11 protein-coding genes and 4 tRNA genes are annotated in these 12,442 nt (G+C 70.9%); 13 read left to right on the top strand and 2 right to left on the bottom strand.

The genetic code is table 11. The annotated features are described in order from the left end of the window. Positions 1-5: 5 nt before the first annotated feature. A complete protein-coding gene (locus tag HMPREF3121_RS05715) occupies positions 6-878 on the top strand; it encodes a S1 family peptidase (RefSeq protein WP_070520832.1) in 873 nt (290 codons plus the stop codon). Positions 879-1,022: 144 nt separating this feature from the next. On the opposite strand, the gene HMPREF3121_RS05710 is transcribed toward HMPREF3121_RS05715, so the two are convergent. Continuing rightward, positions 1,023-1,985 (bottom strand): 1,4-dihydroxy-2-naphthoyl-CoA synthase, encoded by a 963-nt coding sequence (locus tag HMPREF3121_RS05710; RefSeq protein WP_070520830.1) that lies wholly within the window; start codon positions 1,983-1,985, stop codon positions 1,023-1,025. A 134-nt stretch (positions 1,986-2,119) separates the two neighbouring features. Between HMPREF3121_RS05710 and HMPREF3121_RS05705 the strand changes: the two genes are divergently transcribed. The 5 genes from HMPREF3121_RS05705 (at position 2,120) to HMPREF3121_RS05685 (ending at position 7,305) form a co-directional block, all read left to right on the top strand. Beyond that, entirely contained in the window at positions 2,120-3,136 is a 1,017-nt protein-coding gene (locus HMPREF3121_RS05705) for an o-succinylbenzoate synthase (RefSeq protein ID WP_070521003.1), read from the top strand. Between the two features lie 108 nt (positions 3,137-3,244). Beyond that, positions 3,245-4,906 (top strand): 2-succinyl-5-enolpyruvyl-6-hydroxy-3-cyclohexene-1-carboxylic-acid synthase, encoded by a 1,662-nt coding sequence (gene menD / locus HMPREF3121_RS05700; RefSeq protein ID WP_070521002.1) that lies wholly within the window; start codon positions 3,245-3,247, stop codon positions 4,904-4,906. Next, positions 4,907-5,440, top strand: a complete 534-nt coding sequence (locus tag HMPREF3121_RS05695) for a DUF3592 domain-containing protein (protein ID WP_239252658.1) — start codon at positions 4,907-4,909, stop codon at positions 5,438-5,440. It abuts the gene before it with no gap. An 11-nt stretch (positions 5,441-5,451) separates the two neighbouring features. Beyond that, a complete protein-coding gene (locus HMPREF3121_RS05690) occupies positions 5,452-6,606 on the top strand; it encodes a glycosyltransferase family 4 protein (protein ID WP_070520996.1) in 1,155 nt (384 codons plus the stop codon). A 9-nt stretch (positions 6,607-6,615) separates the two neighbouring features. Further along, positions 6,616-7,305 carry a demethylmenaquinone methyltransferase gene (locus HMPREF3121_RS05685; protein ID WP_070520827.1) on the top strand — a complete coding sequence of 230 codons (690 nt, stop codon included), beginning with the start codon at positions 6,616-6,618 and terminating at the stop codon, positions 7,303-7,305. A 123-nt stretch (positions 7,306-7,428) separates the two neighbouring features. Here HMPREF3121_RS05685 and HMPREF3121_RS05680 read toward each other — a convergent pair whose 3' ends face one another. Next, positions 7,429-8,709, bottom strand: a complete 1,281-nt coding sequence (locus HMPREF3121_RS05680) for a geranylgeranyl reductase family protein (protein ID WP_070520993.1) — start codon at positions 8,707-8,709, stop codon at positions 7,429-7,431. Positions 8,710-8,931: 222 nt separating this feature from the next. Here HMPREF3121_RS05680 and HMPREF3121_RS05675 point away from each other — a divergent pair, with 222 nt between their 5' ends. From HMPREF3121_RS05675 to nusG, 7 genes are all read left to right on the top strand, one after another. Next, complete coding sequence (locus tag HMPREF3121_RS05675) at positions 8,932-9,981, top strand: polyprenyl synthetase family protein (protein ID WP_070520824.1); 1,050 nt, start codon at positions 8,932-8,934, stop codon at positions 9,979-9,981. A gap of 220 nt (positions 9,982-10,201) precedes the next feature. Beyond that, positions 10,202-10,286, top strand: a tRNA-Tyr gene (locus tag HMPREF3121_RS05670). A 344-nt stretch (positions 10,287-10,630) separates the two neighbouring features. After that, positions 10,631-10,706 (top strand) — tRNA-Thr (locus HMPREF3121_RS05665). 53 nt (positions 10,707-10,759) lie between these two features. After that, positions 10,760-10,833 (top strand) — tRNA-Met (locus tag HMPREF3121_RS05660). A gap of 76 nt (positions 10,834-10,909) precedes the next feature. After that, positions 10,910-10,982 (top strand) — tRNA-Trp (locus tag HMPREF3121_RS05655). Positions 10,983-11,021: 39 nt separating this feature from the next. Then, a complete protein-coding gene (gene secE / locus HMPREF3121_RS05650) occupies positions 11,022-11,333 on the top strand; it encodes a preprotein translocase subunit SecE (RefSeq protein ID WP_070520821.1) in 312 nt (103 codons plus the stop codon). Positions 11,334-11,492: 159 nt separating this feature from the next. Further along, a complete protein-coding gene (nusG, locus tag HMPREF3121_RS05645) occupies positions 11,493-12,383 on the top strand; it encodes a transcription termination/antitermination protein NusG (RefSeq protein WP_070520818.1) in 891 nt (296 codons plus the stop codon). Positions 12,384-12,442: the final 59 nt, after the last annotated feature.

Below are 12,442 nucleotides of genomic sequence, written 5' to 3'. Positions count from 1 at the left end.
CACGCATGCTCCGTCGCGTCACCACGTCCGTCATCGCGGCCGCCGCCCTCGTCGGCGCCGCCGCCGCTCCGGCCAACGCCCTCATCTTCGGCACGAACGAGGGCCCGGAGAACGAGCGTGGCGCGGTCGTCCGCGTGCACATGCTCACCGAGGGCGGCGTCGCCGAGTGCACCGGCACCGCCGTTTCCGAGCAGTGGGTGATCACCGCCCGGCACTGCACCGAGGACCTGGCCACCGATGATCAGGGCCGCATCTCCGGCATGATCACCACCGGCGAGGGCCCCCTGGGCTCCGAGTCCGTGCGCTCCCACCAGGTCAACGCCATCGCCGACGCCTACGACGCCGACAACGTCAACGGCGATGTCGCGCTGATCCACGTCACCGAGCCGATGGACGTCACCCCCGCCGAGATCAACTACGGCGACGTCGTCGGCCAGACCGGCACCGCCTACGGCTGGTCCACCCTGGGCACCGGCGCCACCGGCACCCTGCCGGGCACCGCCATCAACATCGAGGGCAAGGACGTGCACCCGCTGTACGAGCCGAGCCAGGCCTACCTGACCACCTCGAACCGCCCCGCCCAGCTGCAGCAGGGCGACTCCGGCGGACCGCTGTTCGTCGACGGCAAGGTCGCCGGCGTCCTGTCGGTGGGCGTCGGATCCCTGTTCAACCCGGTCGAAATCTCCGCGACCTACATGCACGCCAAGCTGGAGGGCCTGCAGGGTTGGGTCGACGCGACCGTCGCGACCAACCCGGACGCCGAGCCCGGCGAACTGCCCGAGGTTGCCCCCGGCGGCATCGGCCAGCTGATCCCGCAGCTGCCGATCGTGCCCGGCTGGGGCGAGCTCATCGACATCGTCGGCATCGACTGCCTGTAAGTCACAGCCTTCCCGGGCGGAACGGAAAACCCGCCGCAGGCCACGTCATGTGGCCCGCGGCGGGTTTACGCGTTTGCGGGGCGCGCACCGGGCGGCGGGCCGTCGTCACTCGGCAACGGCCCAGCACCCGTCAGCAGGGCGCCGTCAGTAGTAGAAGGGGAAGTCGTCCCAATTCGGGTCGCGCTTTTCCAGGAACGCGTTCTTGCCCTCGACGGCCTCGTCTGTCATGTACGCCAGTCGTGTCGCCTCGCCGGCGAACACCTGCTGGCCCATCAGGCCGTCGTCGGTGAGGTTGAACGCGAACTTCAGCATGCGCTGCGCCGTCGGCGACTTGCCGTTGATCGCCCGGCCCCACTCCACCGCGACGTCCTCCAGGTCGGCGTGGTCGACGACCTCGTTGACCGCGCCCATCCGCTGCATCGTGTCCGCGTCGTAGGGGCGGCCCAGGAAGAAGATCTCCCGCGCGAACTTCTGGCCCACCTGCTTGGCCAGGTACGCCGAGCCGTAGCCGGCGTCGAAGGACCCCACGTCGGCGTCGGTCTGCTTGAAGCGGGCGTGCTCGCGCGACGCCAACGTCAGGTCGGCGACCACGTGCAGCGAGTGGCCGCCGCCGGCCGCCCAGCCGTTGACCACGGCGATGACCACCTTCGGCATGGTGCGGATCAGCCGTTGCACCTCCAGGATGTGCAGGCGGCCGCCCTCGGCCTTCACGCGGGCCTCGTCGACGGAATCGGCGGTGGCGCCGACGACGTCCGAATCGTGCGCCGTGGCGTACTGGTAGCCGGAGCGGCCGCGGATGCGCTGGTCGCCGCCGGAGCAAAACGCCCACCCGCCGTCCTTCGGCGACGGCCCGTTGCCGGTCAGCAGCACCACGCCCACGTCCGGGGTGCGGCGCGCGTGGTCCAGCGCCCGGTACAGCTCGTCGACGGTGTGCGGGCGGAAGGCGTTGCGCACCTCCGGGCGGTCGAAGGCGATGCGGACGATGCCGTTGACGCGGCCCTCGCCGGCGTGGCGGTGGTACGTGATGTCGGTGAGGTCCTCGAATCCGGGCACCGTCTTCCACTCGTCGGGGCGGAAGGGATTGGCGGAAGCGTTCTGGTCGGTCATGGCCCAAGGTTATCGGTTCGGCGTGGCACGATGGGGCCATGTCCCGGCCCGACCCCGCAGAACGTTCCGACTCGCCCGCACCGTCCGACTCGCCCGCGGCACCCGCCGCGCCCGCCGTGCCCGCGTTGGCCGACATGCTCGACCGTGCCCGCGTGGTGGCGTTGCCGCTGCGGACCAGGTTCCGCGGCGTCGACGTGCGCGAGGCGATGCTTTTCGACGCCCCGGGCGGCTGGGCGGAGTGGTCGCCGTTTCCGGAGTACGGCCCGGAGGAGGCGTCGCGGTGGTTGCGGTGCGCGGTCGAGTTGGGGTGGGGTGCGCCGCCGACGCCGGTGGTCGAATCGGTGGAGGTCAACGCCACCATCCCGGCGGTCGACGTGTCGGCCGATGGGGAGGCGGTCGCTCGGCTGCTGGAACGCTACCCGGGGTGTGCGACGGTGAAGGTCAAGGTCGCGGAGGCGGGGCAGACGGTGGCCGACGACGTCGCGCGCGTCGATGCGGTGCGCGCGTGGTTTTCCTCTCGGCACGTCGCCCCGAAAGTCCGCGTCGACGCCAACGGCGGGTGGACGCCGGCGGAGGCCGTCGACGCCATCGCCGCCCTGACCCGCGGCGGGCCGTTGGATTACGTCGAGCAGCCCTGCCGCACGGTCGGCGAGCTCGCCGAGGTCCGCCGGGCGCTGAGCCGGCGCGGGATCGTCGCCCGGATCGCCGCCGATGAGCTGATCCGCAAGGCCGACGACCCCCTGGCCGTGGTGCGCGCCGGGGCCTGCGACGTCGCCGTGGTCAAGGCCGCGCCGCTCGGGGGCGTCGGGCAGGTCGTCCGCGTCGCCGAGGAGATCGGGCGGCTGGGCGTGCCGGTCACGGTGTCGTCGGCGCTGGAGACCGCCGTCGGCATGGGCGCGGGGTTGCGGGCGGCTGCGGCGTTGCCGGTGCTTTGCGACGCCGACGGAACGCCCGTCCACCCGAATCCCGCGGGGCTGGCCACCGGTTCGCTGTTCGAAGTCGACGTGGCGCGTCGGGACATCGTCGACGGTCGCATCGCCGTGGGGCCGGTCATCCCCGACGCCGCCGTGCTCGACGAGTGCGCCGCGTCGGGAGCACGCCGCGACTGGTGGTTCCGTCGCCTCGAATCCGCGCTGGACGTGCTGCGCTGACGCCGTCGCCGCCCCTCGCGGCGCTCCACTAACCTGGTCACCGTGATGGACGGCAATGGCAATGACGGCAATGCGGCGGCGAACTCCCCGGCGGCTCCCTCCGAGGTGATGGCGGGGCTCATCGTCGACGAGCTGATCCGTTGCGGCACCCGGGAGGCCGTGGTGTGCCCCGGTTCGCGTTCGGCGCCGCTGGCCCGCGCCCTGCTGTCCGCCGAGCGCGCCGGGCGCCTGCGCCTGCACGTCCGCCCCGACGAACGGTCGGCGGGATTCCTGGCGCTGGGCTTGGCCGCGGCGACGGGGACGGTGACGCCGGTGGTGGTGACCTCGGGCACCGCAGTGGCGAACCTGCTGCCCGCGATGGTGGAGGCGACGTATTCGGGAGTGCCGCTGATGGCGCTGACCGCCGACCGTCCGGCGTCGTACCGGGGCACCGGCGCGAATCAGACCATCGTCCAGGACCGGCTGTTCGCCGACGCCAGCGTCTGCGAGGTCGACGTCGACGGCACCACGCCGGTGTCGGACTCGGGCGCGGCGGCGCTGCGGGCGCGGATCGACCGCATCGTGGCGGCGGCGCTGGCCACCGGGCGGGGCGGTGCGGTGCACCTCAACGTCCGGCTGGTCGAACCGCTGGTGCCCGACGAGGAACGCCTCCCGGATCTGCCCGCCGGCCGCGGCGATGGTCCGTGGACCGAGCTGTGCCACCTCAACGGCGGACGGGCGGGACACCGGGCCGTCGCAAAGCTTGACGTGTCCCGGAAAACGCTGGTCATCGCGGGTTCGGGTGCGCCCGACGTGCCGGAGCTGGCGCAGGTGCCGACCATCGCCGAACCCAACGCGCCCGCCCCGGAGACGCCGGTGCACCCGCTGGCGGCGGCGACGTTCGGGCGCGACGACTGCCGACCCGAACAGATCGTGGTGCTCGGGCGGCCGACGCTGCACCGTGGCGTCGCGCGACTGCTGGCGGACCCGCGCATCGACGTCACCGTCGTGGCAGACGGCGACGACTACCCGGACGTCAGCGCCAACGCGCGGCGGGTCGTGGCGGGCATCGACGTCGTCGGCGAATGCGGCGACGAATGGCTGGAGATCTGCGAGGCAGCCTCCGAGCTGGCGGCGGCGGCCGTGCGCGACGTCGTGTCCGCCCATGAACCGCTGACCGGCCTGCACGTCGCGGCGGCGGTCGCGGACAGCCTCCGCACCGGCGAGCAGCTGGTGCTCGGCGCGTCGAACCCCGTGCGCGACGCGTCGTGGTCCGGGCTGCCGTTCCCGGGCGTCGACGTCCATGCCGGGCGCGGAGCGGCGGGCATCGACGGCACCGTGGCCACCGCCATCGGCATCGCCCTGGCCCGGGATCGCGCCCATGCCGACGAGATCCGCCCGCCGCGCACCATCGCGCTGATGGGCGACCTGACGTTCCTGCATGACGCGGGCGCGTTGCTCATCGGCCCGGGCGAGCCGCGCCCCGAGTCGCTGACCATCGTCGTGGCAAACGATTCCGGCGGGGGCATCTTCGAAACCCTCGAGGCGGGTGCGCCGGCGTTGCGCGGCAGCTTCGAGCGGATCTTCGGCACGCCGCAGGCGGTGGACATCGCGGCCCTGTGTGATGCCTACGGGGTGGAGCATCAGGAGGTCGCCGACCTGCGGGACCTGCTGGCCGTGCTGCATCCCGACACCGACGTCGACGGCATCCGGGTCGTCGAGGTCGCCACGTCCCGGGCGGGCCGCAGGGAGCTTCACGACGAGCTGGCCCGGAAGGCGGCGCTGGGATAGATGACGGGGCCGGATGCAGGAGGAGTGAAGCGGGAGCGCGAGGCGGCGCGCGGGATTCCCGGCGTGTACACGGGATGGCCGCGGCGACTCCGGCAGCTGATCCTGTTCCTGCTCATCTGCCTGGCGGTCGTGTGCGCGGGAATGGTCTACGGCGCGTGGTCGGACGACCGGGCCATCGAATCGGATACCGGCCGTGCCGTCGCGGCGGTGCGGCACGTCGGCGCGCTGCGCACGGCGGTCGACTTCATCGACGAAACCGGCGAGTTCCGGTCCCCGCCGACGGGCCTGCTGTATCCGGTCGGTCTGGAGGAGGGGCAGCGGGTGCGCGTCGAGTACGACCGCGCCGATCCCGAGCGGGTGCGCGTCGAGGGGCGGCGGTGGACGCTGTCGATCATCCCGGCGCTGAGCATCTTCGTAGTCGGTCTGCTCGTGGCGGCGCCCCCGTGGTGGCTGAGCATCCGCGCCACCCGCCGTTTACGTGAAAATTCCGAAACCGTTACCGGGCCGACACCGCGAGGTGAGGTGGGGATGTGATGGTGGAACGCATGCGAGTTGCGATTGTCGCGGAAAGCTTTCTTCCGAACATCAACGGCGTGACCAATTCCGTCCTCCGGGTCCTGGAGCACCTGGACGATCACGGCCATGAGGCGCTGGTGATCGCCCCGGGGGCCAGGCCCTTCCAGGAGGAGCAGGAGACGTACCGGGGTTTCCGCATCGAGCGGGTGTCCACCGTCATGGTGCCGATGGTCGATTCCCTGCCCATCGGCGTCCCCGAGGCGCGCGTGGCGTCGCTGCTGGCCAAGTTCAAGCCCGACGTCGTCCATTTGGCGTCGCCCTTCGTCCTCGGTGCGGCGGGTGCCTTCACCGCGAAGACGCTGCGCATTCCGGCCGTCGCCGTCTACCAGACCGATGTCGCCGGTTTCGCCAAGAACTACAAGCTGGCGGGGCTGTCGTCGGCGGCGTGGGCCTGGACCCGCGTCATCCACAACGCCTGCGCCCGCACGCTGGCGCCGTCGTCGCCGACCATCGCCGACCTGGAACGCCACCGCATCCGCAACGTGCACAAGTGGGGCCGCGGCGTCGACGCGGTCCGCTTCCACCCGGCGAAGCGGTCCGAGGCGCTGCGCAGGATGTGGAGCCCGGAGGGCAAGCCGATCGTCGGCTACGTCGGCCGCCTGGCCGCGGAGAAGTCCGTCGAGCGTCTCACCGAGCTGTCGAAGCGCGGTGACGTGCAGGTGGTCATCGTCGGCGACGGCCCGGAACGCCCGGATCTGCAGAAGCGCATGCCCGACGCCGTGTTCACCGGCCAGCTCACCGGCGAGGATCTGCCGCAGGCGTTCGCCAGCCTGGACCTGTTCGTCCACACCGGCGATTTCGAGACGTTTTGCCAGGCGGTCCAGGAGGCCCACGCCTCGGGTGTGCCGGCCATCGCCCCGAACGCCGGCGGCCCCCGCGACCTGATCACCCCCGGCGTCAACGGCGACCTGCTCGAGCCGGGGACGTTCGTCCGGGACCTGGGGGCGGCCGTGGACGGGCTCATTTTTCCGGGCGACCCGGAGGGCGCCGAGCGGATGCGGCGGGTGTGCCGCGACACCGTCCGCGAGCGCACGTGGTCTGCGCTGTGCGAGCAGCTCATGGGTCACTACGTGGCGGTGAGCGGCGCCCACCCCGGTTCGCTGCGCCGCCGCAACGCCGCGTAGCCTGGCGGGGTGGCTAGGGCAGATCTGGGCAAGGACCCCCGCGACGTCGCGACGATGTTCGACGGCGTCGGCGAGAACTACGACATCACCAACACGGTGCTCAGCGCCGGCATCGACGCGCATTGGCGTCGCGAGACCGGGCGCCGCCTCGATCTGGCCCCCGGCGAGCTGGTTCTCGACCTCGCCGCGGGCACGGCCGTGTCCACGGTGGAGCTGTCGAAGTCGGGTGCCACGGTCATCGCCTGCGATTTTTCGCGGGGCATGCTCAAGGCCGGCGCCCACCGCGATGTGCCGAAGGTGTGCGGCGACGGCATGAACCTGCCGTTTCCCGACGGGACCTTCGACGCGGTGACCATCAGCTTCGGTCTGCGCAACATCCACGACTTCCGCGCCGGCCTGCGTGAAATGGCCCGCGTGACTCGCCCGGGCGGCCGCCTGACGGTGTGCGAGTTCTCCACGCCGACGGTGCCGGTGTTCAGCCAGCTGTACAAGGAGTACCTGATGCGCGCCCTGCCGGCGGTGGCGAAGGCGGTGTCATCCAACCCGGACGCCTACGTCTACCTGGCCGAGTCGATCCGCGCCTGGCCCGGGCAGGAGGAACTCGCCCGCGAGATCAACCGCAACGGGTGGGCTGAATGCGGTTGGCGGAACATGACCTTCGGCATCGCCGCGCTGCATTCGGCGGTCAAACCGGCGTAGCTTTTCGCTTGACGACGCCCACCTGCTCGGTGGCGCGTCCCCGGGTCGAGTTCGGCGTCGATCCCCCTGGGCGATGCCCCGCCCCCGGTTCGCCGGTGCCGATGCCGCCGATCTCGGCGAGCGTCAGCTCCAGGGACGCCGGGAGTCCACCGCGAAAGACGCCTTGCCCGCCGCGCGCCACACGCGGGCGGTGAGATCCCGGTCCTCCGGCGTGATCAGGTTGCCCATCAGGCGGGCGGCGGCGCCCATGACGGCATCGCCCCAGGGGGCGCCGAGCGTCAGCGGGCCGCCGGCGGGCAGCAGCCACGGCACCGTCAGGCCGGCGGCCAGACGGCGGGCGAGGGAGTATGCCTCGCCGTAATGGTCGCGCAGCATCGCCGGCCACGAATGAGTCAGCCCCGCCGGATCCCCGGCGACGTCGCGCAGCAGGCCCACGACGAGCCGCGCCGACTCCATGCCGTAGTCGATGCCCTCGCCGTTGAGCGGGTTGACCAGGGCCGCGGCATCGCCGAGCAACGCCCAGTTCGGGCCGGCGATGTGGCTGACCGCCCCGCCCATCGGCAGCAGGGCCGACGTCACCGCCTCCGGTTGCCCCAGGCCCCATGCATCGCGGACCTGCCCGGCGTAATGGTGGAGAAGCTTCTTCACGTTGACCTTCGCCGGTCGCGACGACGTCGCCAACGCGCCGCAGCCCAGGTTCACCCGACCGCCGCCGAGCGGGAAAATCCAGCCGTACCCCGGCTGCACCGTGCCGTCTTCGTCGCGAAGCTCCAGGTGGGAGTGGATCCACTCCTCCTCGCGGGTCGTCGTGCAATAGGACCGGGCGGCGACGCCGAACACCGAGTCCCGGTGCCACGTCCGACCCAGCTGCTTGCCGACCGGACTGCGCACGCCATCGGCGACCAAAAGCCAGCGGGTGGCGATGCGCTGCTGCGCGCCGTCGTCAAGCCGAACCGACACGGCCGCCACGCTGCGGCCCGGGCCCCGCTCCACCGACGTGACCGGAGTCCCGTCCAGCAACGTCGCGCCACGAGACACCGCATGGTCGACGACCATCGCATCGAACACCGTCCGGGGCACCGCCGAACCGACCGCGGGAAACGCCCCCTCCGGCCACGGGGCGGTGATGGAACCACCGAAACCGTGGAGCTTCAGGCCGCGGTTGCGGGCGCGGGAGAGCACCTCGTCGGCAAGCCCCAAGCGCTCCAGCTCCGCGATCGCCCGCGGCGTGAGCCCATCTCCGCAGGTCTTGTCGCGCGGAAAGGTCTGGGCGTCGATCAACAACACGTCCAACCCACGGTCCGCCGCATGCGCCGCCGCCGCGGCCCCCGTCGGGCCGGCGCCGACCACCACTACATCGGCGGAGGACGGGATGTGCTGCGGAATCGGCGACTGGGCGGTCATGGTCATCAAGGCTATACGGGCCGCGGGCACGGGAGGGGAGGGGGACGCCGTCGGGCGGGGCCTGATGATTGGGCATGAGCCCCGGTGAATTACGGTATGTTCGGCATATCCACAGGTTCGCCGCGGCCACTCGTCGCGGGCGTGTGCCGCGGTCGGTCGCTTCCGTCGACGCCCGCGCGAACCGATGAACCGACGACGATTCGAATCAAAGGCGGGACCCGAATGCGTAACGGCGCAACCAGCGTTTCCGACGCTCCGAGCATCCAGCGGACCGGCGGCGAGCGCGTCGCCAGCGTCGAACTCGGCGACCCCGAGCTGGAGCGCGTCGTCACCGAGGGCATGCGCGCCAGCGAGGAACTGCTCATCGGCGAGCTCAGCAAGGGCGAGGAATTCCTGGTCGAACGCGTGCGTCACCTGGCCGACGCCGGCGGCAAGCGGTTCCGCCCCATGTTCGCCATGCTCTCCGCGCAGTTCGGCCCCCGCCCCGACGCCGACGACGTGGTCACCGCCGCCACGGTCATCGAGATGACCCACCTGGCGACCCTGTACCACGACGACGTCATGGACGAGGCCGACATGCGCCGCGGCGTCGAGTCCGCCAACTCCCGCTGGGGCAACTCGGTGGCCATCCTCTCCGGCGACTACCTCTTCGCCACCGCCTCCCGCCTGCTGGCGCGCCTGGGGGCGGAGACCGTCGCCCACTTCGCCCGCACCTTCGGGGATCTGGTCACCGGCCAGATGCGCGAATCCATCGGCGCCCCGGAAGGCGCCGACCAGGTGGAGCACTACCTGCAGGTGATCCGGGAGAAGACCGGCGTGCTCATCGCTTCCTCCGGTTATCTCGGCGCGCTGCACGCGGGGGCGGACGAGAAGACCGTCGAGGCCCTGTCCCGCTACGGTGGCCTGGTCGGCCTGGTTTTCCAGATCGTCGACGACATCATCGACATCTCCTCCGATTCGGAGCAGTCCGGCAAGACCCCGGGCACCGATCTGCGCGAGGGCGTGTTCACCCTGCCGGTGCTCTACGCGCTGCGCGAGGAGGGCCCGGTCGGCGACCGGCTGCGCGAAATCCTCGTCGGCCCCGTCACCGACGACGACCTGGTGGCGGAGGCCCTCGACCTGCTCGGCCGTTCCGCCGGACCGGAGCAGGCGCTGGCGCTCGTCCGCGAGCTCATGGAGGAGGCGGAGGCCGTCATCGCCGATCTGCCCGAGATCCCGGCGAAGGACGCCCTGCGCCACGTCGCCGACTACACCATCGCCCGCGTCGGGTAGCTCTTCCGCACCCGGTTCGCGACGGCGGACACGTGAAAGCCGGCCCCCGCTGTCCCGGGGGCCGGCTTCGTCGTAGTTGCCGTCGCGGCCATCGCGGCCACCGTCGTCCGATGCGCCCCGTCAGCGGCCGTTTTGCCGATGACGAACGTCGCCGCCGCCAGCGGATTTGGTGCCCCGGGGAAGTTCTGGGTAGCATTCCTTTCGCACCCATGAGGTGCACGCCAGATTGCCCGAGCGGCCAAAGGGAGCGGATTGTAAATCCGTCGGCATTGCCTTCGTTGGTTCGAATCCATCATCTGGCACCACACGGAACCGGGGCCCGGATCGCGACAGTGATCCGGGCCCCGGTTCTTTCGCGTGCGCACCCGGGCCATTGCGCACCCGGGCCCTGCTTTGCGACGTCGGGGACGTGCGTCGTCGTCACGCGAGAAGGGCCGGGAGGCGACGCGCGGAAAGGTGCCGACGAGACTCGGGGAAAGGGAACGCGGAAGCGGCCTGAATGTGCCGCCGCTATGCGCGAAAATCAGCCTCGATTCGTGGTCTGGCCTGCTGATTTGTGTATGCTGTCGAGGTCGGGTTAATCTTTCTCTCGGCTTCGCAGGGAGCGCCCGAGGGTCCACAAGACCGCAAGCGCGAACCTAGTTGCCATGCCCCCTTAGCTCAGTCGGCAGAGCGTTTCCATGGTAAGGAAAAGGTCGACAGTTCGATTCTGTCAGGGGGCTCCATTCTTTTGTTCGGCAGTAGCCACCACGGCAGCGTCGGGCGAGTGAGAATGCGGGGCGATGTAGCTCAGATGGTGAGAGCGCACGACTCATAATCGTGAGGTCGGGGGTTCGATCCCCCCCATCGCTACTGGTGACCACGTTCACCATCCCCGGCTAGCCCGCGTGCTAGGGTGGGACACCGTTGCACGGATTCCGTGCGACGAAGGGGCGTAGCTCAATTGGCAGAGCAGCGGTCTCCAAAACCGCAGGTTGCAGGTTCAAGTCCTGTCGCCCCTGCAAATACCCCTTAAGCCGGAAACCCCCTCGAGGAGAGACGTGGCCGAGGAAAAGAGCACCACCGCAGCAGCGCGCCCCACGGGCAAGCGCCAGGTTTCAGGTGCCACCCCCACCGTGGCCAGGGACAGCCGCCCGGTCAAGCGCAACGACGAAGAGCGCCTGGGCACCCGCAACCCCGTGACCTTCGTCAAGCAGGTCATCGCGGAAATGCGCAAGGTCATCTGGCCCACCGGCAAGCAGATGGTCGTCTCCACCATCGTCGTCCTGCTGTTCCTGGTGTTCATGGTCGCCCTGGTGTGGGGCGTCGACACCCTCGCCGGCATGGGCATTCAGGCGATCTTCAGCGGGTAAGGTATACTCGCCGACAACGATGTTTCATCCCGCCACCGCACCAAGCGGTAGGCGGGATTATCTTTTGCATTGTCCGCCGCGGCAACGGCCGAGCCGCCCCGCGGCGACGCACACGGACACGGCGCACTCGCTGCGCACAGACTGGAAGGGTCGCACCGAATGAACGACGGTCAGAACATCTTCTCCGACGCCGAAGGCCAGACCGGCCCCATCGGCGACGCGATCATCGACGCCGCGAAGGAGGCCGCCGAGGCCGACTCCGGCGACGCCGCCACCGCCGCGGCCGAGGGCGCGGGCCAGGACGCCGCGGAGGGCCTCGAGGCGGCCGGCGCCGTCGACGCCGCCGAAGGCGCCGAGGGTGGCGACGACGCCGCCGAGGCGCAGGAAGTCGACCCGGAGGCCGAGTACCGTCAGCGCCTGCGCGAGTTCCAGCGCGAGCTCAAGCGCCGCAAGGGCGACTGGTACATCATCCAGTGCTACTCGGGCTACGAGAACAAGGTGAAGGCCAACCTGGAGATGCGCGCCCAGACCCTGGGCGTCGAGGAGCAGATCCACGAGGTCATCGTCCCCATCGAGGAGGTGCAGGAGCGCAAGGACGGCAAGCTCAAGACCGTCAAGCGCAAGCTGCTGCCCGGCTACGTGCTCGTCCGCATGTCCCTCGACGACCCGTCGTGGTCCGTCGTCCGCGATACGCCGGGCGTGACGTCCTTCGTCGGCTCCGAGGGGCACCCGACCCAGGTGAAGATCCGCGAGGTCGCCAAGTTCCTCATGCCGAAGGAAACCGTCACCGCCGACGCCGCCGAGGGCGCCCAGGCCGGCGACGCCGCCGAGCTGTCCGTCGCCGCCGCCCCCAAGGCCGAGGACGACAAGGTCGCCATCGACTACGAGGTCGGCGAGTCCGTCACCATCCTGTCCGGCCCGTTCGCCTCCGTGGCCGCCACCATCTCCGAGATCGACCCCGCCACGGGCCGCATCAAGGCGCTGGTGTCCATCTTCGGCCGCGAGACCCCGGTCGAGCTCGGCCTGGACGAGGTCGAGAAGCTCACGTAGCACGCCCCCCGGTCCGCCGCGGGGCCGCCCGGGCCTGCTCCGCGCCCGCCCCGCGCCCG

This window comes from Corynebacterium sp. HMSC11E11 (assembly GCF_001807025.1).
Taxonomy (GTDB): domain Bacteria; phylum Actinomycetota; class Actinomycetes; order Mycobacteriales; family Mycobacteriaceae; genus Corynebacterium; species Corynebacterium freneyi.
Note: the sequence above shows the minus strand (reverse complement) of the source record. Positions and strands in the feature narration are given on the sequence as shown.

Bases quoted from the DNA above. Each gene is read 5' to 3' on its own strand.
- HMPREF3121_RS05715 (WP_070520832.1), top strand. From the start codon at position 6: ATGCTCCGTCGCGTCACCACGTCCGTCATCGCGGCCGCCGCCCTCGTC.
- HMPREF3121_RS05710 (WP_070520830.1), bottom strand. From the start codon at position 1,985: ATGACCGACCAGAACGCTTCCGCCAATCCCTTCCGCCCCGACGAGTGG.
- HMPREF3121_RS05705 (WP_070521003.1), top strand. From the start codon at position 2,120: ATGCTCGACCGTGCCCGCGTGGTGGCGTTGCCGCTGCGGACCAGGTTC.
- menD (WP_070521002.1), top strand. From the start codon at position 3,245: ATGGCGGGGCTCATCGTCGACGAGCTGATCCGTTGCGGCACCCGGGAG.
- HMPREF3121_RS05695 (WP_239252658.1), top strand. From the start codon at position 4,907: ATGACGGGGCCGGATGCAGGAGGAGTGAAGCGGGAGCGCGAGGCGGCG.
- HMPREF3121_RS05690 (WP_070520996.1), top strand. From the start codon at position 5,452: ATGCGAGTTGCGATTGTCGCGGAAAGCTTTCTTCCGAACATCAACGGC.
- HMPREF3121_RS05680 (WP_070520993.1), bottom strand. From the start codon at position 8,709: ATGACCGCCCAGTCGCCGATTCCGCAGCACATCCCGTCCTCCGCCGAT.
- HMPREF3121_RS05675 (WP_070520824.1), top strand. From the start codon at position 8,932: ATGCGTAACGGCGCAACCAGCGTTTCCGACGCTCCGAGCATCCAGCGG.
- nusG (WP_070520818.1), top strand. From the start codon at position 11,493: ATGAACGACGGTCAGAACATCTTCTCCGACGCCGAAGGCCAGACCGGC.